Raw genomic sequence first — 26,472 nt, forward strand, 5'->3', positions numbered from 1 at the left:
GAAAACGATCCTGCAAAAAATAATTCAATTGAGAAATCCCAATTTTGAATTTGATCAAAATTTGAATAGTACTACATTATTGCATTTTATTGGGGTGCAATTTTGCAATTTATGCCGTGGCTTAAAAGTTTTGTTTTTTTTAAGAAACCCAAAAGGCATGATGTTGGGTACATCTGTTACTTTTTTTAATATTAGCCAAATAAAATGGGGAAAATTCTTAAAATTGGGGTCACATGTTCAACTTTCAGCCTTAGGATTAGATGGGATTCAGTTGGGTAACAATGTAGGGATTGGAGCCTTTAGTCGTATTGTTATTTCAACATCTTTGAATCAATTAGGAACCTATATCAAAATTGGCAACAATGTTGGCATTGGGGAGTTTGCCTATTTGGGTGGTGCAGGAGGTTTAACCATTGGTAATGATTGTATTGTTGGGCAATATTTTAGTTGTCATCCAGAAAATCATGTATTTACAGATGTAAATCAACCTATTAGAAATCAAGGAGTTACTAGAAAAGGTATAGACATTGGCAATGATTGTTGGATAGGAAGTAAAGTTACTATTCTGGATGGTGTTAGTATTGGACATGGTTGTGTAATTGCCTCAGGTAGTGTAGTAACAAAATCTTTTGGAGATCGTGCTATCATTGGTGGTGTGCCTGCAAAATTATTAAAAACCCGATAGATAATATGAAAACAATATTAGCAACTTGTTACGCTATAAACCCTTATAAAGGTTCTGAAGATGGAATGGGGTGGAATTTTATTTGTCAAATTGCTCGTTATCAAAAGGTTATAGCTATTACTCGAGCTAATAATCAACCGGCAATTGATACCTTCATGCTCGAAAATCCTAATCCTAATTATCAAAATATATCATTTTTGTATTTTGATAGGCCTTATTGGATGCGGTTTTGGAAAAAAGGGAGTAGGGGTGCCATGTTGTATTATTATATGTGGCAATATGGAATAATTAACTTTATTAATAAAAAAAATCTTAATTATGATATAGTTCACAACGTCAATTTTCATAATGATTGGACACCTAGTTTTTTATGGAAATTGAATAAACCTTTTGTTTGGGGGCCAATTGGGCACCACTCTAAAATCCCTAATCAATATTTATCAAAATATAAATTTACTTACAAAATTAAAGAGTATGCCACTTGGTTTATCAAGCAAATGTTTTGGAATGTTTCTTTAAATTTAAAAACTTCCATTTCAAAAGCGAATCATATTTTTTGTATGAATTCTAGTAGTTCAAAAGTTTTGAATTTACCTTCAAATATTTTTTCTATAATGCCATCCGTAGCTACAGAAGATTTTTATAAAGACAACCTTATTAATGAAAATTTTAATATCATAAGTGTAGGGAGGTTTGTGCCATTAAAAGGGTTTGATTTGACAATCAATGCTTTTAACGACTTTGTTCGTTCGATATCAAAGGACCAGCTTTCAAATTGTAGCTTGACTCTCATAGGGTCAGGACCTGAAAAAGCAACATTGGAAAAAATGGTAAAATCTTATGAACTAACGGATTATGTTCAAATAATTGAATGGATTGATCGTGTTAAACTCATGAAATTGTATGAAAAATCAGCTATTTTTTTATTTCCTTCACACGAAGGAGCGGGAATGGTAGTAGCCGAAGCCTTGTCTTTTGGCTTGCCTGTTGTGTGTTTGGACAACGACGGTCCGGGTGAACTGATATCGAATCAATGTGGTTTTAAAATTCCAATGACTACATATCAAGGAACTGTTAATGGCTTGTCTAATGCCATACAACAATTGTATTTTGATAATTCGTTAAGGAACCAAATGAGTAAGGCAGCCAGAGCTCATTATTTAGACAACTTAACTTGGGATAAAAAAGGAGAAATTTTACAACAAACCTATCAAAATATTTGTTAATTATGAGAATTATTGCCATCCATTTATTAAATGATTATAGTGGTAGTCCAAAAGTTTTGAAACAATTGTTAAACATTTGGCAAAAAAATAAAATAAATGTTCATTTATTTACTGCTTTTGGGCGAGAAGGTTTTTTGTCAGGACAAAAAAAAATCACATATCATTATTTTTGGTATCAGTTTTATAGTAATGTTATACTACGATTTTTCTCCTTATTTTTTAGCCAATTCCTTCTTTTTTTTAAATTATTGTTTTTTTTAGAAAAATCAGATGTAGTTTATGTCAATACTGTTTTACCTTTTGCCGCAGGTTTTGCTGGGAAATTAAAAGGATGTAAGGTAATATATCATATACATGAAACTTCGATGAAACCTCAAATTTTAAAAAAATTCTTATTTGGTATCGTACAATTAACAGCAACAGAAGTAGTATATGTATCACATTTTTTGGCAAAGCAAGAACCATTAGCCGTAAAACATCATATTTTACACAATGTTTTAGAAAACGATTTTGTTCAACTAGCTGAAAATAGGAAAAGTAGAGAAGAAAAAAAACAAAAAAATGTGTTGATGATTTGTTCTTTGAAAGCTTATAAAGGTGTAGATGTTTTTGTATATTTGGCCCAACAATTGCATAAATTTCACTTTCAATTGGTAGTAAATGCTTCTCAAGCTGAGATTGATCGCTATTTTATGAATAAAAATTTACCAAAAAATCTTAAAATTTATGCTACTCAAAAAGTGTTACATCCTTTATATAACAATGCGAGTTTGGTTTTGAATTTATCCGATACTAAGCTCTGGGTAGAAACATTTGGATTGACTATTTTGGAAGCTATGGCTTATGCCTTGCCAACAATTGTTCCACCAATTGGTGGTGTTACGGAATTAGTGGATGATGGAATGAACGGTTATTTAATAGATAGTAAAAATACCGATGAAATTATTGAAAAAATAAATAAAATTTTGTCAAATAATGTGTTGTATTTTGATTTAAGCCGTGCAGCTTATCAGAAAAGCTTAACATTTAGTGAAGAAAATTTTGAAAAAGAATCAATGAAAATTTTGATAAATAGATCTTAAATTATTTGTAAATGAAAGTTATTTTACATGATATAAATGTAAATGAGTTTTAATTACATAAGAATAATTGAAAAAATAATATAAGAATTTGATATTAAGTAAATTTGTGGCAACCAAACATTAATATATAAAAGGTGATAATATATATGACCTTTAACAAATAAATTTTACATTTATGAAAAAAATTAAAGTAGCTATTATTGGCACTGTTGGTTTACCAGCAAAATATGGCGGTTTTGAAACGTTGGCAACGCATTTGATAGATCAATTATCATTGAAATATGATTTTACGGTGTATTGTTCTGGGAAAAAATATGCCAAATCCGAACGCCAAAATACGTATAATGGAGCCCAACTAAAATTCATTCCGCTTCAAGCAAACGGGGTACAGAGTATTCCATACGATACGATTTCGATTATTCATGCTGTTTTTAATAGCGATGTTTTACTTATACTGGGCGTTGCTGGCGCTTGGATTTTACCTTTTGTAAAATATTTCACAAATAAAAAAATTATCATATCTATTGATGGTATTGAATGGAAAAGAGAAAAATGGCCTTTATTGGCCAAACTGTATCTTTGGTGGGCAGAAAGTGTAGCCGTAAAATATTCACATATCGATATTTCTGATAATGAATCTATTCAAGATTATACGGCACTTAGATATGAAACTTTAAGTAAAGTAATTGCTTATGGTGCAGATCATACGTTAGAAGTACAAGCCAATGAAGCAGATTTTATAAAATATCCATTTCTTCGAGAAGGATATGCCGTAAAAGTATGTAGGATTGAACCTGAAAATAATGTTCATGTGGTATTAGAAGCCTTTGAAAAACAAGGGGTTAAAAAGATTGTATTGGTTGGTAATTGGCAAAATAGCGAATACGGAAAGTCGTTAAAATTACAATATGCCAATACTCCTAATATTATTATGCTGGATCCAATATATGAGCAACGTGAAATCGATTTAATAAGGAGCAATGCCAATTTATACATACATGGTCATTCTGCGGGAGGTACAAACCCTTCATTGGTAGAAGCCATGTATTTAGGCCTTCCTGTAATTGCATTTAAAGTGTCTTATAATATTACAACGACTGAAAATAAAGCAGTTTATTTTAGAAATATTACCCAATTGGTTACAATCCTAAATACTATTTCTATAGTGGACATTCAAAAAAACAGACAATCTATGAAAAATATTGCAAACAGTAGGTATTTGTGGCAAGTAATTGCGGGTCAGTATGATATGCTTATTAAGGAATCTCTTATTATGAAAAGAAAAACCAGTATTTATGCCGAAGTTGATAAATTAGATGATACCTTTTTAGATGATTTGAATTTATCGCATTTAAAAAATAACGAATTGTTTCATCAAAAAAGATAGAAAACCATGAAAACTCCTGTAGAATATTTTATTTTTTGTGTATTGTCATTGTTTTTAACCTTAATTTTTATTCCAATTATAAGAAAAATAGCTATTATTATTGGCCTTGTCGATAAACCAAATTATCGAAAAGTACACACAAAGCCTGTTCCTCTTATTGGCGGAATTTCTATTGCTACGGCGGTAATTATTGTAATATTGGTTTCCGGACAACGCTTTCCGTTGCTCAAAGAATATGTTACTATTATTATTTCGGCCATCACTATATTAATTGTAGGTGTTATTGATGACAAAAATGATGTCAATGCAAAATACAAATTGATCATTCAATTGCTTTTATCTTTTATTGTTGCCCTTTCTGGAGTTAGAATTTCGTCGATGTTTGGTTTATTTGGTATTTATGAAATTAATATTTATATACAGTATATACTTACGATAATTGTGATTACTGGGGTTGTTAATGCTTTTAATTTGATGGACGGTGTAGATGGTTTAGTTGGTGGACTATCATTACTAGGATTTACCATGTTTTTATTAGCGTCAATATTTTTTAATGATTATTTTTTAGGTAAAATTAGTATTATTTTTATTGGTGCTATTGTTGGATTTTTAAGATTTAATTTATCAAAAAACAAGATATTTATGGGCGATTCGGGCTCTTTATTTCTAGGTTTTGTTTTGGTTACAATGGGAATTAAATTTATGGAAAAAGAAATTATGAAAGACAACAGTTTTGCTTATGGCTTTTTACTATTGGTTGTGTTTTTTTCAATTCCTGTTTTAGATTCATTAAGGGTTTATATGGGCCGTATCAAAAATGGTAAATCCCCTTTTAGCCCAGACAAGTCTCATTTGCATCATTTATTATTGAGAGCGGGACTTACACACAAAAAAGTATCTATTTTTGTTGTAGCTTTTAGTATGGTTTTATTTTTTATTGGTTTCGGATTAATTACTTATCAATCTACATCTATTGTAATTTTAGCCATTATGGCTACTTTTTGGTTTATCATCAAAATTTTATTAATGATAAATAAAATGTATGAATGGAAAGATAAATTAAAAAAATTAGAAGACAATTAAAAAAAAAGCTGTTGCTATATGGCAACAGCTCCTTTAATATGGGGTTCAGGATCGTATCCTTCTAATGTAAAATCTTCATATTGAAAATCAAATAGTGAGGTAACATTTGGGTTTAAAACCATTTTTGGCAACGCTTTTGGTGTTCTGCTCAACTGAAGTTCGAGTTGCTCAAAATGATTATTATAAATATGTACATCGCCAAAAGTATGAATAAATTCTCCTATTTTCAAACCACAAACTTGTGCCATCATCATAGTCAATAACGAATAGGATGCAATATTGAAGGGCACTCCTAAAAATACATCGGCACTGCGTTGATACAATTGACACGATAATTGTCCGTTTGCTACATAAAATTGAAATAATGCATGACAAGGAGGCAAGGCAACCTTTCCTTGTGCAACATTTTCCGAAAAAGTTTTTCTGGTATCTGGCAAAACCGAGGGGTTCCATGCAGAGACTAACATTCTTCTACTATTGGGATTGTGTTTCAAATCTTCGATAATTTCAGCTATTTGATCTATCTCTTCCGAATTCCAATTTCGCCACTGATGTCCATACACTGGCCCTAAATTTCCATGCTCATCTGCCCATTCGTCCCATATTTTTACTCCATTTTCTTGTAGGTAATGAATGTTTGAGTCTCCTTTTAAAAACCAAAGTAATTCGTAAATAACTGATTTTAAATGAATTTTTTTTGTGGTTAATAATGGAAATCCTTCATTCAAATCAAATCGCATTTGATAACCAAAGACACTTTTAGTGCCTGTGCCTGTACGATCGCCTTTTTGAACACCATTTTCAAATATATGCTGTACTAAATCATGATATGGTTTCATAGTGTGGATCTTTTTGAAATTTCATCTCTCAATTTGGCTGCTTTCTCATAATCTTCTTCTGCTACTGCAGCGTCTAATAACGCATTTAATTCTGATAAATTATGATTTGAATAAATACTATTAAGCATATTGGGTTCAGATTCATCTTCATAACTTTCGAGAGGGGTCAATATTTCGTCTTCTTTTTCAGATTCTATCGCATTTGAAGACAAATAAATACCTGCTTTATCCAAGATGTTTTTGTAGGTAAATATTGGCGCTTGAAAACGTATGGCAAGGGCAATAGCGTCTGAAGTTCTGGCATCTATAATTTCTTCTATTTTATCGCGTTCGCAAATAATACTCGAAAAAAACACACCATCAACCAGTTTATGAATTATGACTTGCTTGACTTGAATATCAAACCGATCTGCAAAATTTTTAAACAAATCGTGTGTTAAAGGTCTGGGAGGTTTTATCTCTTTTTCTAATGCAATAGCAATTGATTGTGCCTCAAAAGCTCCAATAATGATGGGCAATTTTCGTTCTCCATCTACTTCATTCAAAATAAGTGCATAAGCATCATTTTGGGTTTGACTGTATGATATTCCTTTTATGGTTAGTTTTACTAAACTCATTTGTAAATAGTTATAACGATAGTATCGTAGTTTTAATACAATTTTTTTTGACAAAAATTAAAATGCAAATTTAAACTCTTTTTTTCATTTTTTCTAAATTTTCATATCAAAATACATATTTATTTGAGCTACTGTCAAATAAAAAAACGAGTCATAATTATGGCTCGTTTTCATTTTTATATAAAATTTTATTGATTTTATATGTTGTATATTAATTTATTATGTAAAATATTAAATAAAATAGTATTTTTTTTATGATTTATTTGATACTAATATACGATTGATATTTTCTTATTAATGATTGGCTTTAAATGCTTTTAATTTTTCAATCAATTGCGGCACTATTTCAAAGGCATCTCCCACAACGCCATAGTCTGCCACTTTAAAAAAGGGTGCCTCGGCATCGGTATTGATAACAAGTTTCACTTTTGAGGAGTTGATACCCGCAATATGTTGAATGGCTCCAGATATTCCTATTGCAATGTATAAATTTGTTGCCACGGGTTTTCCTGTTTGACCAACGTGCTCACTATGTGGCCTCCAACCTAAATCTGAAACAGGTTTTGAACAAGCGGTTGCCGCTCCTAAAACTTGTGCCAACGATTCAATCATGCCCCAATTTTCTGGTCCTTTCAAGCCTCGTCCGCCCGATACTACAACGTCTGCATCGGCAATCGTAACTTTGCCAGTTGCTTTTTCTATACTGCTCACTTTTACTCCAAAATCCAAGTCCGAAACGTTTGGATTAAAATCTTCTTCATTTATAGTTACGTTGTTTTCTATAATTCCAAATGAGTTTTTAGCAATAGATAATATTTTAACTTCTGTATTTATTTCTGTTATTTGAAAGGCTTTATTTGAAAAAGCATTTCGTTTTACCAAAAACGGGTTCGTACTTTCGGGCAATGCTACCACGTTAGATGCAAAACCTGCTTGCAATCCAATGCTTAATAATGGGGCCAAATACAAACTATCTGTTGTTGATGAAACCAATAGTATTGTAGCCGATTCTTTGATGGCTGCTTGCTGGATGACGTCTGCATAGGCTTTTGCCGAAAATTGTTGCAAGGATGCATCATTTACTTTTAGTACTTTTGATACACCATATAAGCCAAGGTCGCTGCTGTTTGTTGCATTGATACTCAATGCTGTTACTGTTGTATTTAATGTTTCGGAAAGTTTTTTTGCATAAGAGGCCAATTCAAAGGCCACTTTTTTTAATTTTCCGTCTGTTGATTCTGCAAATATTAAGATTGACATAAGTTTTGTTTTTTGAGGGGTGGGGTAAATGTTTTTGTACTACAAGTTATATCACTTTTGCTTCATTGTGCAATAAGGCAATCAATTGATCTAATTGGTCTGCTGGAATTATTTTAACAGCCGATTTGGCAGCAGGTTTTTCAAATCTTACTGCGTTGGTTGCTTGATCAATTGTTATAGGTTCTACAACGGTTAGTGTTTTTGTTCGGGCATTCATAATACCTCTCATATTTGGTATTTTCAAATCTTTTTCTTCAACTAACCCTTTTTGGCCGCCAATTACTAATGGCAAGTTAGTAGATAAAATTTCTTTACCGCCGTCTATTTCTCTAGCAGCGGTTACAGCAGTTCCTTCCACTTGAAGTGATACACACGAATTGACAAACTGATAGTTTAGTAATCCCGCTACCATTCCAGGTACCATACCGCCATTATAATCTAATGATTCTTTCCCAGCTATGATTAAATCATATTGACCATTTTTTACAACAGCTGCAATTTGTTGTGCTACAAAATAACCATCTGTTGGCAGTGCGTTTACCCTAATGGCTTCGTTGGCTCCAATAGCCAAGGCTTTTCTCAAGGTAGGTTCTGAGTCCGATTCGCCTACATTCAATACCGTAATATGGGCTCCTTGTTGTTCTTGAAACCAAATGGCTCTGGTTAAACCAAATTCATCATTTGGATTCATTACAAATTGCACTCCATTGGTGTCAAATGCAGTATCATTGTCCTTAAAATTAATTTTTGAGGTAGTATCAGGCACATGGCTGATGCAAACTAATATATTCATATTTTTTTATTATTACTTGTTTAGGTTTTACAAAATTACACAATTTTTTTAAAATACTATGCAAGCATAATATTTTTTTTTAAAATTTTTTTACAACTTCAATTTAACTATAATTTTGTACATTTATCTGTTGTTTTTCAATTTTTTTATATGTGTTTAATTGTTAATTATTGCATTATTAATTGTTTTAATTACAATTTATTTTTATTGCAAAAAGTAGATATGGGTAAAAACTAATTATAATTAATCAAAAATACGTTTAATAACTGCAAAATCATTCTTATAATAAGTTTCCTTGGTAGATGATATGATGACACCTCTTTGAATAGAAGAATGTATGAATTTAATTTCGTCTTCTGTTATTTCTGTAATCAAACCCACGTGATTGATTCTTCCACGTCCATTGGTTCTAAAAAAAATCAAATCACCAATTTGTGCATCCTTTGGTGCAATTTTTATACCAATTCTGGATTGCTCATTTGATGTTCTAGGCAAGGTTATACCAAATGATTTAAAGGTAGCATACATCAATCCCGAACAATCAAAACCACTTTTTGTTGTGCCACCAGTTCTGTAGTTGCTTCCTATATTTTGTTTGGCTTGCTCTACAACATCCATAATTATTTTATCGTTATGAACCACCATACCATCAAATGTTGATGATTTTGATTCAGTCGAAAATTCATCTGGATAATAATCATCAGCTAATTGATAGCCAACAGATTTTTTGGTAACCTTGGTGTTATTTGCTAAATCGGTATTTTTGGGCAAAGCTTGTACGCTGTCTTTTTTCTTGTAATAAACTATATTTTTAGTCGTATTACAAGATAAAATGCTTATCGATAGGAGGGTGAGTGTTATTTTTTTCAAAATGTATTATTTAATTGGCGAATTTAATATTTTAATTTCTCAAATGCAATTAATTCAAAGCGTTAAAAATAAGTTGGGCTGTTTTTTCGCTGGCTCCTGGCCCGCCAAGTTTTGTTTCTAATGCCTCATAATTCTTTAACAATTGGTCTCTTTTATTGGTTTCAAACAGCTGGTCTAGTGCTTTTTTAATATTTTCTGTGGTACAGGCTTCTTGTATCAATTCCACAACTATTTCTTGATCCATTATCAAATTGACTAACGAAATGTATTTCAAAGTAATGATCCTTTTGGCAATTTGATACGAAATCCAACTGCCTTTGTAGCAAACCACTTCGGGTACTTTAAATAATGCCGTTTCAAGTGTGGCCGTTCCAGATGTTACAAGCGCTGCATCGGCATGGGACAGCAAATCGTATGTTTTATTGGAAATAAATTTAATGGTATTATTTTCTAAAAAAGGTTTATAAAATTCATAATCTTGACTTGGTGCTCCTGCTATAACAAATTGATAATCAGGATAATATTTGGCAACAGACAGCATCACTTGCAGCATTTTGCTGATTTCTTGTTTTCTGCTTCCAGGCAATAACGCAATGATGGGTTTGTCATCTAAATGGTGTGTTGCTAAAAATGTTGCTCTACTTATTTTTTCAATATTTTGAATCGCATCAATCAATGGATGCCCAACAAATGCAACTGGAAAATGATGTTTTTTTTCATAAAAATCTTTCTCAAATGGCAATATTACATACAATTGGTCAAAATCTCGTTTAATAGCTTTTATCCTACTTTCTTTCCAGGCCCAAATTTGTGGCGAAATATAATAATGTGTTTTAATGTGCTGCGTTTTAGCCCATTGTGCAATTCGCATATTAAAACCCGGATAATCTATAAAAATAATCACATCGGGGTTAAATTCCTTGATGTCTTTTTTACAAAATCTAATGTTGTTTAAAATGGTTTTCAGGTTCATCAACACCTCTACAAAGCCCATAAAGGCTAATGTTTTGTAATGTTTGACTAATGTTCCTCCAGCTTGTTGCATCAAATCTCCACCCCAAAATCTAATGTCTGCTTGCTTGTCTTTTTGAATCAGGGCTTTCATTAAATTTGCCCCATGTAAATCGCCAGAAGCCTCACCTGCTATAATATAATATTTCATTTTTTTTATATAAATAAAGTGATTATTGATAATAAAATAGTTGCCAACACAACACCTCTTGCCATTATTTCTTTATCAAATTTTAATAAAATTCCAAATACTATCAAATTAAAAACGGCACCTAATGTAATAATTTTGCCCATTGCATGTTGTGATTTCATGTACTCTAAACCAGTCCAAAATTCAGTTTGTACAACCAATGTGATAAATAAGTAACTGCCTATACACGAGGCTATGATGCCTAATAAAATACCAATAAAAAATTCTTTACTATTCATAAATGGCTTGTCTTGAATGTGTTTTAAATAAAAATAGTAGCTAAAAGTCAAATTCGTTCAAACGTTGAATGGCAAAATGAGCCGTCATATCAAACTGAACAGGAACTATCGATATGTATCCGTGTGCCAATGCCCATTCATCTGTATCTTCGCCCTTGTCGTGGTTTACAAATTGTCCAGATAACCAATAATAATCTTTACCAAAAGGACTTTTTCGTTTATCAAATTTTTCTTCCCAAACGGCTTTGGCTTGCCTACAAATTTTAATTCCTTTAATTTCATTTGCTTTTAAATTAGGTAAATTAACATTCAAAACAACTCCTTCAGGTAGCTTATTTTTCAATACTTCCTGAGCTATTTGTTTTACAAAAGGTTGGGTTTCCTCAAAATTGGCATCCCAACTGTAATCTAAAAATGAAAATCCAATGGCTGGAATACCCTCAATACCTGCTTCTACTGCAGCACTCATCGTGCCAGAATAAATAATATTTATTGATGAATTTGATCCATGATTGATACCAGAAACGCACAAATCAGGCTTTTTGGGTAGTATTTCGCTTATAGCAATTTTTACACAATCCACGGGAGTACCAGAACAACTGTATTGTATTATATCGGGTGTACTATGTTCAAATTTGTTCAAATACAGCATGTTATTGATGGTAATAGCATGCCCCATGGCACTTTGTGGCTTGTCTGGTGCCACTACTACAACATCGCCAATTTCAGACATTACGGCTACCAATGTTTGTATCCCTTTGGCCGAAATACCATCGTCGTTGGTTACTAATATTAAAGGTCTATCTTTCATGATTTTTTTCCTTATTTATTTTTTAAGTATAATATTAGGTATTTAGGTTATTAAAATTTATTTTTTTCGTGTCCTAAATTTTAGCAAAATAAAGAAATTTATTCTACTTTTGATTCATAAAATTTATTATTGTTTGAAATCATTTTAAGCTTTAACAAAAAATTATAATATCAACAATAAATGAACAATAAAATTAATGTATTTTTGTATTAAAAAATTAATGAACACAATATTTCAATTTATGAAAAGAAATTATAAAATAGTTGTAATAATTCTAACGCTGTCAGTAGCACTTTGGAGTTATTATCCTAAAAGTTTACTAGCAGTCGATCCTAAAACAGACAAAGACAAATTACTTTTAGAACTGCTCACTTTTGTTATAGAACGTGGCCATTATAGCCCTGCAGCTATCGACGATTCGTTTTCAAAAGGAGTTTACAAAAGTTATTTGAACACCCTAGACCCATCAAAAAGATTTTTTTTACAATCGGATATTGATGAATTTGCAAAATATGAAACCCAATTAGATGATCAAATTAAAAATAAAGATTTATCTTTTTTCAACCTCACTTATGACAGATTGATCAAAAGAATGGCCGAAAGCAGTACATATTATAAAGCTATTTTAGAAAAACCTATCGATTATACGGTAAACGAAACAATTGATACAGATTATGAAAAAATGGCCTTTGCATCCTCTATAAAAGACCTAAAAGAACGTTGGAGAAAGCAAATAAAACTTTCTACCTTATCCTCGTTATCCGATAGATTGAAAATTCAAGAAAACAAAATCAAAGGCATTAAAGAAGAAAAATCGGAAGATTCATTGGATGTTCCTGTACAACCTAAAAAAGTAAAACCCGAAGATGACAAAATAAAAACTTTTGCCGAACTTGAAAAAGAAACTCGTGAAAGTGCCCTAAAATCGATGAACGAATATTTCGATTTGGTAAAAGATATAGACAGAGAAGAGTGGTTTTCGTTTTTTGTAAATTGTATTGCTGAACGATTTGACCCACATACTACTTATTTTGCACCAGACGACAAAGACCGTTTTGATACCAGCATTAGCGGCAAACTTGAAGGAATTGGAGCAAGACTTCAAAAGAAAAATGACTTTACCGAAATTACCGAAGTCATTTCGGGTGGTCCGGCCTGGAAAGGTAAAGAACTCGAAGCAGGAGATGTAGTCCTAAAAGTGGCTCAAGCCGATGCCCAACCAGTAGAAGTTGTTGGGATGAAATTGGACGACGTTGTCAAAAAAATAAAAGGCCCAAAAGGCACGGAAGTTCGATTGACCGTAAAAAAAGTAGATGGCACCATCAAAGTGATTACCATTGTAAGAGATATTGTAGAAATTGAAGAAACCTATGCCAAATCGACCATAGTTGAAAAAAACGGTTTGAAATTTGGAATTATTTACTTGCCAAAATTTTACATTGATTTTGAAAACAGAGACGGCAGAGATGCTGGAAAAGATATGGCTATTGAAGTAAAAAAATTGAAAGCCGCAGGAGTAAATGGAATTGCAGTTGATGTTAGAGACGACGGTGGTGGATCCCTAAAAACGGTGGTGGATATAGCAGGATTATTTATAACTGAAGGGCCTATAGTACAAGTAAAATCAGCTGGAAAAAAGCAAGAAGTATTATATGATAGAGACAATAAAATAGAGTGGGACGGCCCATTGGTAGTTTTGGTAAATGGTTTTTCAGCTTCGGCCTCCGAAATTTTGGCTGCTGCAATCCAAGATTACAAACGTGGTATTATTATTGGTAGCAAACAAACCTATGGCAAAGGAACCGTTCAAAATGTAGTGGATTTGAATAATTTTGTTCGTACAAACAGTTTAGGCGATTTAGGAGCTTTGAAAACAACCACTCAAAAATTTTATAGAATCAATGGAGGTTCCACACAATTGGAAGGAGTAAGTAGCGATGTTGCCATGCCAGACCGATACATGTATTTGAAAATGGGCGAAAGAGATATTGATAATGCTATGCCGTGGGACAAAATTGAACCTGCCAAATTTACAGAATGGGACAAACACACCCAATTTGAAAAAGCACTTGCCAATAGCAAAATTAGAATGCAACAAAACAACCAACTCAAATTAATTGAAGAAAATGCCAAATGGGTTGAACAACGAAGCAATGAATATGTTTATAGCCTAAATATTGATGATTTTAGAAAAAAACAATCAGAACTTGAAGCCATTTCAAAAAAATACAAAGTATTATCAAAATACAACAATCAAATGCGTTTCAATTCATTGCCAGACGAAGTAGCATTGTTAAAAAATGATGAGGCATTAAGAGAAAAACGTAAAAGATGGCATGAAAACCTTGCAAAAGATGTTTATATAGAAGAAGCAATTAGTGTTTTGAACGATTTACAAACAGAAAATCCCAAAACAGCTCCTTTGAAAAAAATGCCTAATGGCAAATCTATAAAAATGTAATTACTTGATTTTATTTAATATAAAAATGAAACGTTCAAAAGGCCAAGTGTTTTTTGAACGTTTTTTATTGAATAAAAAACAGCTTATTGTCAAAAAACACAAAACATAAAGAATAAAAGCGATAAAAATTTGAAAAATTCACAATCTTATTTGTACCTTTGCACCAAATTTTAAAAAAGAGAAAACACTTAATCATTGGACACTTTACAAACCATATCATTCAAAATGATGCTCAACGATTTGAAAGCCATTACCAAAGCTGGACTGGCCATAAGCGTTTTGTTTTCATCAATTGCAGGATATTTGTTGGGTGTTAGCACAAAATATCCTTTCAGTTGGTCTGTACTATTTTTATTAATGATTGGGGGCTACTGCATGGTAGGTGCTTCAAATGCCTATAATCAAGTTATCGAAAAAGATTTAGATGCCTTGATGGATAGAACCAAAAACAGACCCATACCCGCAGGCAGAATGAGTGTCAATACGGCCTTGATGATAGCTACACTTTTAACTATTATTGGTATAGTTTTACTTTACAACATCAATGCTAAAACAGCAATGTTTGGAGCAATTTCTATATTTTTATATACATGTTTATATACACCCTTAAAAACAATAACACCCTTATCTGTTTTTGTAGGGGCTTTTCCAGGTGCTATCCCTTTTATGCTGGGGTGGGTTGCCGCATCAGGAAGTTTTGGTATAGAGGCAGGAACGTTATTCTTAATACAATTTTTTTGGCAGTTCCCTCATTTTTGGGCCATAGGCTGGTTTTTATATGACGATTATGCAAAAGCAGGTTTTTTTATGCTGCCTTCTGGCAAAAAAGACAAAGCTACTGCTACCCAAACGCTTTTATACACCATTTGGCTCATTATTGCATCGTTGTTGCCCATGAGTGGCTACACCGGAAAATTGTACATCAAACCATTTTCGGCACTATTGGTATTATTATTAGGATTATCAATGCTTTATTTTGCAGTAAGATTATTTCAATTAAAAACCTCTCAAGCCGCCAAAAGATTGATGTTAGCAAGTGTAGGTTACATCACAGTTTTGCAAATCATATATATAATAGATAAATTTTTAAGATAATTATGGAACAAATGACTTTTGAAGAGCATAAAGCTCGTACCGACAGATCTTATAAATTATTGTTGTGGGTTTCTATGGTAAGCATGGTAATGGTTTTTGCTGGACTTACAAGTGCTTATGTTGTTAGTAAATCAAGAGAAGATTGGTTGAAAGATTTTGAATTTCCAACGGCCTTCTTTTGGAGTACATTGGTTATCATTATAAGCAGCTTGACCTTTCATTTGGCTAAAAAAAGCATTCAAAAAAACGATAGAAAAGCCACAACTAATTATTTATTACTCACATTAGTATTAGGTCTAATATTTGTTTATTTGCAATTCATAGGATTTGGGCAAATAATAGCTGCGGGACATTATTTTACAGGACCACAAAGTTCCATTACTACAACGTTTTTGTATATTGTAACCGTAACACACTTGGCACACCTATTTGGAGGGCTAATGGCACTATTAATCATAATTTATAAACATTTTAAACAAAAGTATAATGCTTCGCAAACCCTTGGTATTGAGCTAGGTGCAATGTTTTGGCATTTCTTAGATATCCTTTGGATATATTTATTTTTATTTTTATTTTTAAATAAATAATAAAAAATTGTAAATTTGGGAACTTTTTAACAGATAATCAATATGGAACATACAGTAACAACTGGAATTACAAACGAAAATGCTTGGACAGAAGGAGAACCACTAGGTGCAAGCTATGGTAAAATGATGATGTGGTTTTTTATCGTATCAGATGCTTTAACCTTTTCTGGGTTTTTAGCCGCTTACGGTTTTTCACGATTCAAATTTATTGAAACTTGGCCTCTTGCTGATGAGGTATTCAATCACTTTCCGTTTATGCACGGACAAGATTTGCCCATGCTCTATGTAGCGTTAATGACATTTATTTTGATTTTTTCTTCGGTAACTATGGTATTAGCCGTTGATGCTGGACATCAATTGAAAAAAGGAAAAGTAGCCACATATATGTTTTTGACAATCATTGGTGGATTAATTTTCTTAGGTTCTCAAGCTTGGGAATGGAAAAATTTTATACACGGTAGTTATGGTGCAGTAGAAACACAAGGTGGAAGTATTTTACAATTTGTAAACAAAGACGGACATCGTGTTGCTTTGGATAAATTTGTAACTCAATTACCAGAAGATAGAGAACAATTAACTAGAAACAAAGCCAAATGGTTTATGGAAGAGGCTTCATTGCCAACATTTTCTGTTGCCGAAGTAAAAGCCGCTTTCAAATCGCACCCTGAATTATTAGTTCGTACCGAAAAAATTACTTCTGAGAAGAAGAAAACCATTTTATCTCGTGCAGAATCTGAAAAAATGTTGGCCAATGCTGTAAATGTAGTAGAAGGTGCCAATTTACAACACAACGAATACGGACAAAGATTGTTTGCTAATTTCTTCTTCTTTATTACAGGATTCCACGGATTCCACGTATTTACAGGAGTTTTAATTAACATCATTATTTTCTTTAATGTATTATTAGGAACTTACGAAAAAAGAAGAAGTTATGAAATGATCGAAAAAGTGGGACTTTATTGGCACTTTGTTGATTTGGTTTGGGTATTTGTTTTCACTTTCTTCTATTTAGTTTAATTATTTAAATTTAATTTTATGTCTCACGCACACGAATCAAACACTAAAAGAATATGGACAGTATTTATTTACTTGTCTGCAATTACAATTTTTGAAGTTGCTCTAGGTCTTGCAAAACCTGATGCACTATATATGAATAATCTTTTTCATGTTAATATTTTAAACTGGATTTTCATCATCCTTACTTTGGTAAAAGCATATTATATCGTATGGGCTTTTATGCACATGGAAGGCGAAAAATCAAGTTTCAGATGGGCAGTAGTGGCACCAGTTGTATTTTTAGTAATTTATATTGTTGCACTTTATTTAATAGAAGCCAATTATATATTTGAAGTATTCAAAAATTCAACAATCAAATGGAATTTCTAATATAAAATAATATATTTTTAAAGGTACGCTATGCGTGCCTTTTTTTTTACCTTTGCATTGAATTGCAATCAATTGTTTATTGTTTTGTACTAAACAATAATTTTTATTTGTAAATAAAAAATTATTTAAATAGACTATATTATTTTATGTATTACATTTATCATCAATACTTCAAATAAAATTATCAAGTAGTATTGAAACTAGAAATAAATAAACCAACTCCTAATGAAAAAAAATATCGTTTTATTTGTGCTTTTTGTCTTGCCAATTGTGGCTTATTTGTTTTTTGCTTCTGGTATCAATAGCTTTGGCAAACTTCCCATAATTACAAAAAACATTCCCAACATTAATACATGGAAAACCTTGGATGGAAAACCTGCAACATTTGATAATAAAATCACGCTACTTACTTTTTTAGGAAACCAACCGTTGTCCAAACAAGGTCAGTACTTTAATTTAATAGAACAAATTTACCGTAGATACGAAGCATTTCATGATTTTCAATGTGTTATCGTTTGTCCCGATGGAAGCCAAGAGGCAACACAAGAGTTTATAAAAAAAATAGCAAAATTGGGTTCTATTTCGAGCTGGCATTTTATATTTGCACCGTCAAATGAAATAGAGACATTTTATTCAAAATTGAAATTAAAAAATAAATTAGATAGCAATAAATCTTCTGATTTTGTTTTTATAGTAGATAAAAAATTAAATATAAGAGGCAGAAAAGATAAAAAAGATTACAAAGAAGGGTATGATACCAAATCGCCTTCAGATTTGCATAACAATATGGTGGACGATGTCAAGATCATTTTGGCAGAGTACCGTTTGGCTCTAAAAAAAAATCATAACAAACTAAAAGACATTGAAAATGTTAAAAAATAAATCATTTATAGGAATAGCTTTTATCGTTTTAGTTTTTGGAATTATAGTAGTTCCAAAAATAGTTGAAAGAGTAAAACTTGGTAATGTTGTAAAAGGCAATGATTTGGATTTAATAGAATCCAATAAAAAAAACAGCGATTTGATAGTGTTAGGACCAGCACCCCAGTTTGAATTGCTCAATCAAGATAACCAGCCAATTTCAAATCAATATTTTTTAGGAAAGGTATATGTGGTTGAATTTTTCTTTACAACATGCCCTTCTATTTGTCCTAAAATGAATAAAAATATGTTGGATATTGAAAAAAAATTTTTTGGAAACCCCAATTTTGCCATAGCTTCTATTACCATCAATCCAGAAAATGATACCCCTGCAGTATTGAAAACACATGCTCAAAAAATAGGAGTTGTGTCTAAAAATTGGCAATTTTTAACTGGAAAAAAAGAGTATATTTATGGTATTGCTAACAAAGGATTTAATATTTTTGCAGGCGAAAATATCAATGTCAATGGAGGTTTTGAACATTCTGGACTTTTTGCATTAATTGATAAAAAAGGTCAAATAAGATGTAGAAAAGATGGATACGGAAACCCAATTGGCTATTATGATGGGTTGGAAAAAGAAGGAATAAAAGCAATTATGCAAGACATTAATTTATTATTAGAAGAGTAATGGAACAAAAAAATGTAGAACAAAAGTACAACAAATGGGTAATTTTACTTTCGGTTGCCATACCGCTCGTAGTGGCCCTACTTTTTACAGTAAAGTTAAAAGATTTTGGTATCCAAGTTGCACCACTGTCGTTTTTACCACCCATTTATGCAACCATCAATGGCATAACTGCTGTGGTATTAATAGCGGCCGTAGGGGCTATTAAAAAGGGTAACGTGGCACAACATCAATTGTTAATGAAAGTGGCCATTGCTTTATCTGTATCCTTTCTTGCAATGTATGTAGCCTATCATTTAACTTCAGATTCAACAAAATTTGGTGGACAAGGTTTCATAAAATATGTTTATTATTTTATTTTAATTACACATATTATATTGTCTAATGCTGTAATACCTTTGGTTTTAATTACTTATGTTAGAGTATTATCAGAAAAATTTGATAAACATAAAAAAATTGCTAAAATAACTTTTCCAATTTGGTTATATGTTGCTGTAACAGGTGTTATTGTTTATTTGATGATTGCTCCTTATTATGCCAACTAAGCGTTTTTATACAAAATATATATTGGCCTTTTTTTTGGTATTGATGCCCTATTATGCTTACTCTCAGTGTGCTATGTGTAGAGCGTCTTTGGAAAGTAATGGCAACAATATAAAAGCACAAGCCGTAAACGACGGCATTGTTTATTTGATGGTAATTCCATATCTATTGGCCGCAGGATTGGCATACATTATTTACAAAATGTACCAAAAAAAGTAAATACATGCTAAAATTGGGTCATCGTGGAGCAAAGGGTTATGAACCCGAAAATACACTAGTATCTTTTCAAAAAGCTTTGCTTTTGGGGGCAAACGGTATAGAATTGGATGTTCAATTGACTAAAGACAATGTTTTGGTAGTCATGCACGACGAAAGTGTGGACCGCACAACAAATGGTAGTGGACTGGTTAAAGATTTTTTGTTTAAAGAAATCCAATCGCTTCGCATCAATAACCAGCACCCAATTCCAAGTTTAGAACAAGTACTCACTCATTTTGGAACTACTACTTTGTTGAATATTGAACTAAAAGCAGACGATGGGGTAGATGTATTGCTATATTTGTTAAATAAAAAAATAAAAAAACAAGTTATTTCATACAAAAATTTACTCCTCTCAAGTTTCAATTGGCAATTATTGCAACAATTGCGTTTTGAAAACCATCAAATTCCAATTGGCATTTTAACAGAAACCAATTTAGACCTTGCTTTTCATTTTGCAAAATTTATAAAAGCCGAAAATTTGCATCCCTATTATCATTTATTAAACCAAGAGAATGTTGCTACAATACAACAAAAAAATATTAAAGTTATTGCTTGGACAGTGAATCATATAGAAGAGGTCAATCAAATGAAACAGATTGGTGTTTCTGGTATCATATCCGATTTTCCAGACATTATTTAATATCAAATGTATTTATAAAATGGACCCAAGATGTGTAGTTATTTTTTAGAAAAAATGTTCAAAAAAATCGTTGTATAGCTGTGCTTCGGGACTATTTGTTTTGACTCATTTTAGCTAGAAAGAGTAAGAAGATTGGGCTATTTTATATTTATATTGAATAATATAAAGCTTACAATAAATATTAAAATTTTATACGTCAAATAAAAAATGAATCAACAATATGATGTAATAATCGTTGGGGGAGGAGCTTCTGGTTTTTTTACCGCTATCAATATTGCCGAACAACAACCACATATAAAAATAGCCATTTTAGAAAGAGGTAAAGAGGTATTATCAAAAGTACGCATATCTGGCGGAGGCCGATGCAATGTAACCCACGCTTGTTTTGAACCCAACGAGTTGGTCAAATTTTATCCACGAGGCGAAAAAGAATTAAAAGGACCCTTCCATCAATTTTGTTCAGGAGATACAGTAGAATGGTTTGAAAATCATGGAGTTACCCTTAAAACAGAGCCCGACGGCAGAATGTTTCCAGAATCAAATAGTGCACAAACCATTATCGATTGTTTTTTAAAACAAGCACAACAATATGCCATAACAGTTTTAACAAACCACAGTGTTCAGCATATTTTTAAGAGTCGAGAAGGTTGGAAAATCGAAACCCATCAAGCCCAATTTTGGTCGCCCATTTTGGTTTTATGCACAGGAAGCAATCCAAAAATTTGGGAAATGCTTCAAAACCAAGGCCATGCCATCATACCACCCGTGCCATCGTTATTTACATTCAACACCCGAGATGTACGCATACAAACACTACCAGGCGTAGCAACCAAAGCAACAATACAAATCAAGGGTACAAAATTTCATGTTGCAGGCGATTTGTTAGTTACCCACTGGGGTTTGAGTGGCCCAGCAATATTAAAACTTTCGGCCATAGCAGCACGTTATTTAGCAGAAATAAATTATAAATTTGAAATCATTATCAATTGGCTATTCGATACCGATACTACAACAGCCTTTGAAATTTTATTAGAAACCAAAAAAAATCATGCCAAAAAAGCCATTTCAAAAAAAAGCCCTTTTCAAATTCCCAATCGACTTTGGGAACAAAAAGTTATAGCAGCAGCCATACCAACAGATTTAAAATGGGCCGATTGTACCAAAACACAAGTGCAGCAACTACTAGCACAATTACTACAAAGCACCTTTCAAATCAATGGAAAAAGCACCTTTAAAGAAGAATTTGTAACCGCTGGAGGCATAGATTTGAAAGAAATTAATTTCAAAACAATGGAAAGTAAGCTACACCCCAACTTATATTTTGCGGGTGAAATTTTAAATATAGATGCCGTAACAGGAGGATTCAATTTCCAAAATGCCTGGACAACAGGACATGTAGTAGCACGTGCTATTGTAAATGAATACATATAATTTTTTTATCTGATATGTAATCCTATTTTAGAAAAATAAATCGTAATACAATATTTTTTTGTGCGTTCCCCAAGGGTCGGGCTTTTCGTTTCAAACAACGTACATTGAACTCCAAAAGAAATATAATATTGTGAAATAATCTTTTTTGTTTTTAAAGAAAAAACAAAAAAGGATTTCCACTACTATCCCTAACGCAAAAAGACATTAGGAAGTTGAAGAAACAACATGGACTATTTTGGTATGACTTACAATTAGCCCTATTACTATTTTAAGTTTTTTTGCAATACTTATATAAAACATAAAAAAATGTAAAAATAGTTTTCAGAAATAAAAAAATAGTTTTATGTTTGTAGTGGATATACGAGTGATAAAAGCAAAAGCAAATTTTACATTTAAAATAAATTAAAGTTAGCAAACCATTTTTAACAAACCCTATTCAAGCAGCTTTTTTTTCAAAAACAAGATGACCTACAAAAAATGTAGCGACCTTTCATCCATAGCTCAAAGGCGACCTTCAGTTAGACTCCACAAGAGTAACCCTGAACATACAGCAACAAACTGCTGGCACAATTTTGAAAAAAATATGTTGTAATGATACGTTTGTTTTACGATAATATTTATTCATGTGGCTTTTTTATAAAAAAGTTGCAAATTTTTTTTTTGTTTGTACTTTTGTGAAGTGGATATAGAATGTTAAAAACGCAATAACTTTCGTATATCTACTAGTTAGCGGAAACCCTTTGAGACCACTCGCCAAACTTACACCTTCAAACATTTTGAAATTGTTTTTTTAAGTTCTGTAACATTTCAGAATATCTCGTATCTAAAAGACGAACAATTAAATAATAGTAAAATGAACAGATTAAAAAGTGCAATCATATTCCCCCTATTTATCGCTTTATGCGTAAATACTTTTGGACAAAACAAAACAAATACCTTTGAGGTAGTTAAAAGCGGACAAGGTAGTAAATCAATGATTTTCATTCCAGGATTTTCCTGTTCAGGCGAAGTTTGGAACGAAACAAAAACAAAGTTTGAGAAAGATTATACTTGTTACACATTAACAATGGTGGGTTTTGCAGGAGTAAAACCACAACCAAACTCGTCATTTAAAAATTGGGAAACCAGCATTGCCAGTTACATAAAAGAAAATAAAATTGACAAGCCAATTATTATTGGACACAGTATGGGTGGTGGTTTGGCTTTGGCACTTGCATCAGATTATCCAGAACTCATTGAAAAAATTATTGTTGTAGATGCACTTCCTTGTTTGCCTGCCTTGATGAATCCAACTTTTAAAACAGTAGAAAAACAAGACTGTTCAGCAATGTTAAATCAGATTAGTTCAGCAACGAATGAACAATTTTACCAAATGCAAAAAATGTCAATTCAACAACTTGTTGCAGATACCTCAAAAAGAGAATTGGTAATAGGTTGGAGTATGAAATCAGACAGAAAAACTTTTGCTGAAATGTACTGTGATTTTTCAAACACAGATTTGAGAGAAAAGATTAAGAATATTAAATGCCCTACTTTGATTTTATTGGAGGAATATTTTAAAAATGTAAAACCTGCCATAGAAGAGCAATATAAAAACTTAAAAACAGCCAACTTGCAATATTCCAACAAAGGACTGCATTTTATAATGTATGACGACAAGGAATGGTATTTTAGCCAGTTGAATAATTTCATTACAACGAAATAAAATGGTATTTGAAGATATATATAAAGCGTATTGGCAAAAAATATTTCGTTTGTGTATGGGTTATATAAATGACTACGACCTTGCACAAGATATGGCACAGGAAACATTTATTATCGTTTGGCAACAACTACCAAAATTTAGAAATGAAGCTAATATTAGCACTTGGATTTTTAGAATTGCTTCTAATAAATGCTTACGACAAATTGAAAAACAAAACCGTTTCCTAAAAGCAGAATTGCCAATCAATTTGAAACAAGAAAAAGAAGAAAATATTGAACCTCAAATTCAATTTTTATATAAGTGTATTTCGGAATTGCCAGAAACAGACCGTATCATTATTTCACTAGAATTAGAAAATATAAAACAATCCGAAATAGCCATTATTGTTGGACTTTCAGAAGTCAACATAAGAGTGAAAATTCATAGAATAAAAGAAAAATTAACTCAAAAATTTAAAGAAAATGAACAGTAATATAAATTTTAACGAATTGTGGGCAAAGCAAAAAACAGGAGAGCCTAACAAAGAAGATTTGTTGTCGAAAATAAATAAATTCAAAAAATCCAATTTAAAAAGATTAATCATAACAAACCTTTTACTAATTATAACCTCTTTATTTATTATTTTCATTTGGGTGTACTATCAACCACAAATGATTACAACAAAAATAGGGATTATATTAACTATTTTGGCAATGGTAATTTTTGTAATCGCATACAACCAAAGTTTTGCACTTTTCAGAAAAACAACTAATACACAAAGTAATAGTGAATACTTGAAAAACTTGATAGCCATTAAAGCAAAACAACAATATATGCAAACTACAATGTTGAATTTATATTTTGTTTTGCTTTCAACAGGAATTGGCTTGTATATGTACGAATACACACAGCTAATGACAGCTTTTTGGGGAATATTTGTTTATGGGATTACTTCAATTTGGATTCTATTTAATTGGTTTTATTTAAGACCAAAGCAAATTAAAAAACAACAATCTAAATTAGACGAAATTATTGGTAAATTTGAAATGTTAAACGAACAACTTAACGAAAAAGAATAAGGGCATCCGCTAACAGCAGCTTGGCAAAATGGCGGGTTCAGTGCTAAACTGAACATTCGGATTTCTAATAAACATTAGTACTATATTGAACACTTGTGCTTCTAAATCCGCCATTTCTGCAAGCTGCAAAACGTGTGTGACTTGAACAACAACGCAGTTGTTGATGCTTTAAAACAGATGAGAGTAGGTCTCTCGATGACGACTTTCAGGAGTAGTTATCACTTGAGCGAAGCGGATGCACGGATACCTAAAAACAATAAAAAATAATCCGTAAACCACTTTGTGCTGCATTATTAGGAAACTATGGTGTGGTGAGCGACAAAGAAAAACGACAACAAGATTGCTGTAGGTATGTTTATGTGAGTTGAACATGTCCGAGAAATAATGTGTAAAAACACATTATTTAGAAGGAGGCGAGCGTAGCTCTGAACCAATGATGAAGCCTCGTAAGCGCAAAAGACGATGTCAAAAATAGGTAGTTACGTTTGTACCTATGACCAAGTGTATTGGAAACCTGATTACTGAATACACGGCATCCGGGGTTAAGTTGGCAAGACGCATCAATAGGCTGTTTTAAGGAACAAGTGAACTCTATATTGTTCTGCCAAATCGCAAGAGGAAACAGACAACAAAGGATGTGGTTGAGATATAGGGGGCAGACCTAGTCGTAGTAGTGATGAAGTTTCTGTAATGGAAATGGAGCAAAGGGCTAGGCTTAGTAAGTTTTACTAACAATTAACAACCAGAAATGGGATGATTGATTATTACGAAACAAAATCACAGCCAATAACTAATTTATTTTTACATTGGTTATTGGTATATCCATAAATATAATTATATTTGTGTGATTTAATACTATGAAGAGCCGTGTGAAGGGAGACTTTCAAGCACGGTTCCGTGAGAAAGCAGGGGTGAAATTCCCTTGCGTGACTCGATTAGTCACAATTATAACAACTGACATTTTTAAACTATGAAAATTGCTTTTAAAACAAGAAACTTTTATGCCGACGAGTTACAACTTTTAAGGACAATAAAAACTCAAAAGAATAAAGAAGCAAACGGAAAAATTAAAGTTTATCACTTTATTATTGCAGGAGTTGCAGGAGCAGGATTAACTTATATTACTACGCTAATTCCAGATAGTTTTTGGACTTTCTTTTTTGGAACAATTGCTGTTTTTGCATTTTCATTTATTGTCTTTATGCCGTACGAGATTTATAAAGCAAACAAAAAACATAAAACCTTTCTGTCTCAACTCAATTCATTAATTGACAAAGGTACCGTTGATACTTGGCAAATTAAAACTAAAAGAATTGCTGTTGCTCCAGAATATGAGGACGAAAGCGATTTATATATTATTGAACTTAACGAAAACGAAGTCTTATTTCTTTGGGACACTGAATACAACCTAAACAAAAAATTTCCTTGCCTAGACTTTGAAATTTACGAAGACGCTTTTTTTAAACTATTAGGCAAACAAATCTATACTTCAAGTGAAAAAATTAAGCCAATAAAAATAGATAAGAAAGCAAAATGGAATTATATGAAGAAGAATGGTATAAATGGACACTTAGAAACTGAAAAAATTAACTTTGACGAACTAATATTACGATATAATAACTGTGCCTAACAGCTAGCCTTTCATTGCATCTGCAAGCCGAGC

At 32.0% G+C, this 26,472-nt stretch carries 28 protein-coding genes; 20 read left to right on the forward strand and 8 right to left on the reverse strand.

Going from position 1 to position 26,472, the window contains the following annotated elements; all coding sequences use genetic code 11:
* The first annotated feature begins 28 nt into the window (after positions 1-28).
* The 5 genes from B0A58_RS06200 to B0A58_RS06220 all read left to right on the forward strand — a co-directional run bounded on the left by B0A58_RS06200 (position 29) and on the right by B0A58_RS06220 (position 5,463).
* Positions 29-685, forward strand: coding sequence for an acyltransferase (locus B0A58_RS06200; protein WP_243389454.1), 657 nt, complete (start codon positions 29-31; stop codon positions 683-685).
* A gap of 5 nt (positions 686-690) precedes the next feature.
* Positions 691-1,911, forward strand: coding sequence for a glycosyltransferase family 4 protein (locus B0A58_RS06205; RefSeq protein ID WP_089080319.1), 1,221 nt, complete (start codon positions 691-693; stop codon positions 1,909-1,911).
* Between the two features lie 2 nt (positions 1,912-1,913).
* Positions 1,914-2,993, forward strand: a complete 1,080-nt coding sequence (locus B0A58_RS06210) for a glycosyltransferase family 4 protein (RefSeq protein ID WP_089080320.1) — start codon at positions 1,914-1,916, stop codon at positions 2,991-2,993.
* 175 nt (positions 2,994-3,168) lie between these two features.
* Positions 3,169-4,380: a DUF1972 domain-containing protein gene (locus B0A58_RS06215; protein WP_089080321.1), complete on the forward strand. Its 1,212-nt coding sequence runs from the start codon at positions 3,169-3,171 to the stop codon at positions 4,378-4,380.
* Positions 4,381-4,386: 6 nt separating this feature from the next.
* Positions 4,387-5,463, forward strand: coding sequence for a glycosyltransferase family 4 protein (locus B0A58_RS06220; RefSeq protein ID WP_014084731.1), 1,077 nt, complete (start codon positions 4,387-4,389; stop codon positions 5,461-5,463).
* Between the two features lie 14 nt (positions 5,464-5,477).
* On the opposite strand, the gene B0A58_RS06225 is transcribed toward B0A58_RS06220, so the two are convergent.
* From B0A58_RS06225 to surE, 8 genes are all read right to left on the reverse strand, one after another.
* Positions 5,478-6,302, reverse strand: a complete 825-nt coding sequence (locus B0A58_RS06225) for a thymidylate synthase (protein ID WP_089080322.1) — start codon at positions 6,300-6,302, stop codon at positions 5,478-5,480.
* Positions 6,299-6,919 carry a bifunctional nuclease family protein gene (locus B0A58_RS06230; protein ID WP_089080323.1) on the reverse strand — a complete coding sequence of 207 codons (621 nt, stop codon included), beginning with the start codon at positions 6,917-6,919 and terminating at the stop codon, positions 6,299-6,301. Before B0A58_RS06230 ends, B0A58_RS06225 begins: the two co-directional genes overlap by 4 nt.
* Positions 6,920-7,213: 294 nt before the next feature.
* Positions 7,214-8,179, reverse strand: coding sequence for an electron transfer flavoprotein subunit alpha/FixB family protein (locus tag B0A58_RS06235; RefSeq protein WP_014084728.1), 966 nt, complete (start codon positions 8,177-8,179; stop codon positions 7,214-7,216).
* A gap of 46 nt (positions 8,180-8,225) precedes the next feature.
* On the reverse strand, positions 8,226-8,972 hold the full coding sequence (locus tag B0A58_RS06240) for an electron transfer flavoprotein subunit beta/FixA family protein (protein ID WP_014084727.1): 747 nt from the start codon (positions 8,970-8,972) through the stop codon (positions 8,226-8,228).
* Positions 8,973-9,215: 243 nt separating this feature from the next.
* The gene (locus B0A58_RS16785) at positions 9,216-9,842 is read right to left on the reverse strand and encodes a C40 family peptidase (protein ID WP_243389455.1); all 627 of its coding nucleotides are present in this window, start codon (positions 9,840-9,842) and stop codon (positions 9,216-9,218) included.
* A gap of 49 nt (positions 9,843-9,891) precedes the next feature.
* Positions 9,892-11,004, reverse strand: a complete 1,113-nt coding sequence (gene lpxB, locus B0A58_RS06250; RefSeq protein WP_089080324.1) for a lipid-A-disaccharide synthase — start codon at positions 11,002-11,004, stop codon at positions 9,892-9,894.
* 5 nt (positions 11,005-11,009) lie between these two features.
* A complete protein-coding gene (locus tag B0A58_RS06255; RefSeq protein WP_014084724.1) occupies positions 11,010-11,282 on the reverse strand; it encodes a hypothetical protein in 273 nt (90 codons plus the stop codon).
* 40 nt (positions 11,283-11,322) lie between these two features.
* A complete protein-coding gene (gene surE / locus B0A58_RS06260) occupies positions 11,323-12,093 on the reverse strand; it encodes a 5'/3'-nucleotidase SurE (protein WP_089080325.1) in 771 nt (256 codons plus the stop codon).
* 220 nt (positions 12,094-12,313) lie between these two features.
* Between surE and B0A58_RS06265 the strand changes: the two genes are divergently transcribed.
* From B0A58_RS06265 to B0A58_RS06335, 15 genes are all read left to right on the forward strand, one after another.
* Positions 12,314-14,554, forward strand: a complete 2,241-nt coding sequence (locus B0A58_RS06265) for a carboxy terminal-processing peptidase (protein WP_089080326.1) — start codon at positions 12,314-12,316, stop codon at positions 14,552-14,554.
* A gap of 225 nt (positions 14,555-14,779) precedes the next feature.
* Positions 14,780-15,649, forward strand: a complete 870-nt coding sequence (gene cyoE / locus B0A58_RS06270; protein WP_050881346.1) for a heme o synthase — start codon at positions 14,780-14,782, stop codon at positions 15,647-15,649.
* A 2-nt stretch (positions 15,650-15,651) separates the two neighbouring features.
* Positions 15,652-16,236 (forward strand): cytochrome c oxidase subunit 3, encoded by a 585-nt coding sequence (locus tag B0A58_RS06275; RefSeq protein WP_089080327.1) that lies wholly within the window; start codon positions 15,652-15,654, stop codon positions 16,234-16,236.
* Between the two features lie 42 nt (positions 16,237-16,278).
* Positions 16,279-17,253 carry a cytochrome c oxidase subunit 3 gene (locus tag B0A58_RS06280; protein ID WP_089080328.1) on the forward strand — a complete coding sequence of 325 codons (975 nt, stop codon included), beginning with the start codon at positions 16,279-16,281 and terminating at the stop codon, positions 17,251-17,253.
* An 18-nt stretch (positions 17,254-17,271) separates the two neighbouring features.
* Complete coding sequence (locus B0A58_RS06285) at positions 17,272-17,622, forward strand: cytochrome C oxidase subunit IV family protein (protein ID WP_014084718.1); 351 nt, start codon at positions 17,272-17,274, stop codon at positions 17,620-17,622.
* A 225-nt stretch (positions 17,623-17,847) separates the two neighbouring features.
* Positions 17,848-18,504 (forward strand): hypothetical protein, encoded by a 657-nt coding sequence (locus B0A58_RS06290; RefSeq protein WP_089080329.1) that lies wholly within the window; start codon positions 17,848-17,850, stop codon positions 18,502-18,504.
* On the forward strand, positions 18,491-19,174 hold the full coding sequence (locus B0A58_RS06295) for an SCO family protein (protein WP_089080340.1): 684 nt from the start codon (positions 18,491-18,493) through the stop codon (positions 19,172-19,174). Before B0A58_RS06290 ends, B0A58_RS06295 begins: the two co-directional genes overlap by 14 nt.
* Positions 19,174-19,716 (forward strand): DUF420 domain-containing protein, encoded by a 543-nt coding sequence (locus tag B0A58_RS06300; RefSeq protein ID WP_089080330.1) that lies wholly within the window; start codon positions 19,174-19,176, stop codon positions 19,714-19,716. Before B0A58_RS06295 ends, B0A58_RS06300 begins: the two co-directional genes overlap by 1 nt.
* A 73-nt stretch (positions 19,717-19,789) precedes the next feature.
* Entirely contained in the window at positions 19,790-19,933 is a 144-nt protein-coding gene (locus B0A58_RS16790) for a hypothetical protein (RefSeq protein ID WP_243389456.1), read from the forward strand.
* A 4-nt stretch (positions 19,934-19,937) separates the two neighbouring features.
* Entirely contained in the window at positions 19,938-20,615 is a 678-nt protein-coding gene (locus B0A58_RS06310; protein ID WP_089080332.1) for a glycerophosphodiester phosphodiesterase, read from the forward strand.
* Positions 20,616-20,822: 207 nt separating this feature from the next.
* Positions 20,823-22,046 (forward strand): BaiN/RdsA family NAD(P)/FAD-dependent oxidoreductase, encoded by a 1,224-nt coding sequence (locus B0A58_RS06315; RefSeq protein ID WP_089080333.1) that lies wholly within the window; start codon positions 20,823-20,825, stop codon positions 22,044-22,046.
* 853 nt (positions 22,047-22,899) lie between these two features.
* The gene (locus B0A58_RS06320) at positions 22,900-23,751 is read left to right on the forward strand and encodes an alpha/beta fold hydrolase (protein WP_089080334.1); all 852 of its coding nucleotides are present in this window, start codon (positions 22,900-22,902) and stop codon (positions 23,749-23,751) included.
* 1 nt (position 23,752) lies between these two features.
* Positions 23,753-24,223 carry an RNA polymerase sigma factor gene (locus B0A58_RS06325; protein WP_089080335.1) on the forward strand — a complete coding sequence of 157 codons (471 nt, stop codon included), beginning with the start codon at positions 23,753-23,755 and terminating at the stop codon, positions 24,221-24,223.
* A complete protein-coding gene (locus B0A58_RS06330; protein WP_089080336.1) occupies positions 24,213-24,809 on the forward strand; it encodes a hypothetical protein in 597 nt (198 codons plus the stop codon). The genes B0A58_RS06325 and B0A58_RS06330 overlap by 11 nt, the downstream gene beginning before the upstream one ends.
* Before the next feature lie 970 nt (positions 24,810-25,779).
* Complete coding sequence (locus tag B0A58_RS06335; RefSeq protein ID WP_089080337.1) at positions 25,780-26,439, forward strand: hypothetical protein; 660 nt, start codon at positions 25,780-25,782, stop codon at positions 26,437-26,439.
* Positions 26,440-26,472 lie beyond the last annotated feature (33 nt).

It is taken from the genome of Flavobacterium branchiophilum NBRC 15030 = ATCC 35035 (assembly GCF_002217205.1).
GTDB classification, from domain to species: Bacteria; Bacteroidota; Bacteroidia; order Flavobacteriales; family Flavobacteriaceae; genus Flavobacterium; species Flavobacterium branchiophilum.

Excerpts from the sequence above, each read along its gene's own strand:
- B0A58_RS06205 (WP_089080319.1), top strand. The coding sequence starts at position 691 with ATGAAAACAATATTAGCAACTTGTTACGCTATAAACCCTTATAAAGGT.
- B0A58_RS06210 (WP_089080320.1), top strand. The coding sequence starts at position 1,914 with ATGAGAATTATTGCCATCCATTTATTAAATGATTATAGTGGTAGTCCA.
- B0A58_RS06215 (WP_089080321.1), top strand. The coding sequence starts at position 3,169 with ATGAAAAAAATTAAAGTAGCTATTATTGGCACTGTTGGTTTACCAGCA.
- B0A58_RS06220 (WP_014084731.1), top strand. The coding sequence starts at position 4,387 with ATGAAAACTCCTGTAGAATATTTTATTTTTTGTGTATTGTCATTGTTT.
- B0A58_RS06225 (WP_089080322.1), bottom strand. The coding sequence starts at position 6,302 with ATGAAACCATATCATGATTTAGTACAGCATATATTTGAAAATGGTGTT.
- B0A58_RS06230 (WP_089080323.1), bottom strand. The coding sequence starts at position 6,919 with ATGAGTTTAGTAAAACTAACCATAAAAGGAATATCATACAGTCAAACC.
- B0A58_RS06235 (WP_014084728.1), bottom strand. The coding sequence starts at position 8,179 with ATGTCAATCTTAATATTTGCAGAATCAACAGACGGAAAATTAAAAAAA.
- B0A58_RS06240 (WP_014084727.1), bottom strand. The coding sequence starts at position 8,972 with ATGAATATATTAGTTTGCATCAGCCATGTGCCTGATACTACCTCAAAA.
- lpxB (WP_089080324.1), bottom strand. The coding sequence starts at position 11,004 with ATGAAATATTATATTATAGCAGGTGAGGCTTCTGGCGATTTACATGGG.
- B0A58_RS06255 (WP_014084724.1), bottom strand. The coding sequence starts at position 11,282 with ATGAATAGTAAAGAATTTTTTATTGGTATTTTATTAGGCATCATAGCC.
- surE (WP_089080325.1), bottom strand. The coding sequence starts at position 12,093 with ATGAAAGATAGACCTTTAATATTAGTAACCAACGACGATGGTATTTCG.
- B0A58_RS06265 (WP_089080326.1), top strand. The coding sequence starts at position 12,314 with ATGAACACAATATTTCAATTTATGAAAAGAAATTATAAAATAGTTGTA.
- cyoE (WP_050881346.1), top strand. The coding sequence starts at position 14,780 with ATGATGCTCAACGATTTGAAAGCCATTACCAAAGCTGGACTGGCCATA.
- B0A58_RS06275 (WP_089080327.1), top strand. The coding sequence starts at position 15,652 with ATGGAACAAATGACTTTTGAAGAGCATAAAGCTCGTACCGACAGATCT.
- B0A58_RS06280 (WP_089080328.1), top strand. The coding sequence starts at position 16,279 with ATGGAACATACAGTAACAACTGGAATTACAAACGAAAATGCTTGGACA.
- B0A58_RS06285 (WP_014084718.1), top strand. The coding sequence starts at position 17,272 with ATGTCTCACGCACACGAATCAAACACTAAAAGAATATGGACAGTATTT.
- B0A58_RS06290 (WP_089080329.1), top strand. The coding sequence starts at position 17,848 with ATGAAAAAAAATATCGTTTTATTTGTGCTTTTTGTCTTGCCAATTGTG.
- B0A58_RS06295 (WP_089080340.1), top strand. The coding sequence starts at position 18,491 with ATGTTAAAAAATAAATCATTTATAGGAATAGCTTTTATCGTTTTAGTT.
- B0A58_RS06300 (WP_089080330.1), top strand. The coding sequence starts at position 19,174 with ATGGAACAAAAAAATGTAGAACAAAAGTACAACAAATGGGTAATTTTA.
- B0A58_RS16790 (WP_243389456.1), top strand. The coding sequence starts at position 19,790 with ATGTGTAGAGCGTCTTTGGAAAGTAATGGCAACAATATAAAAGCACAA.
- B0A58_RS06310 (WP_089080332.1), top strand. The coding sequence starts at position 19,938 with ATGCTAAAATTGGGTCATCGTGGAGCAAAGGGTTATGAACCCGAAAAT.
- B0A58_RS06315 (WP_089080333.1), top strand. The coding sequence starts at position 20,823 with ATGAATCAACAATATGATGTAATAATCGTTGGGGGAGGAGCTTCTGGT.
- B0A58_RS06320 (WP_089080334.1), top strand. The coding sequence starts at position 22,900 with ATGAACAGATTAAAAAGTGCAATCATATTCCCCCTATTTATCGCTTTA.
- B0A58_RS06325 (WP_089080335.1), top strand. The coding sequence starts at position 23,753 with ATGGTATTTGAAGATATATATAAAGCGTATTGGCAAAAAATATTTCGT.
- B0A58_RS06330 (WP_089080336.1), top strand. The coding sequence starts at position 24,213 with ATGAACAGTAATATAAATTTTAACGAATTGTGGGCAAAGCAAAAAACA.
- B0A58_RS06335 (WP_089080337.1), top strand. The coding sequence starts at position 25,780 with ATGAAAATTGCTTTTAAAACAAGAAACTTTTATGCCGACGAGTTACAA.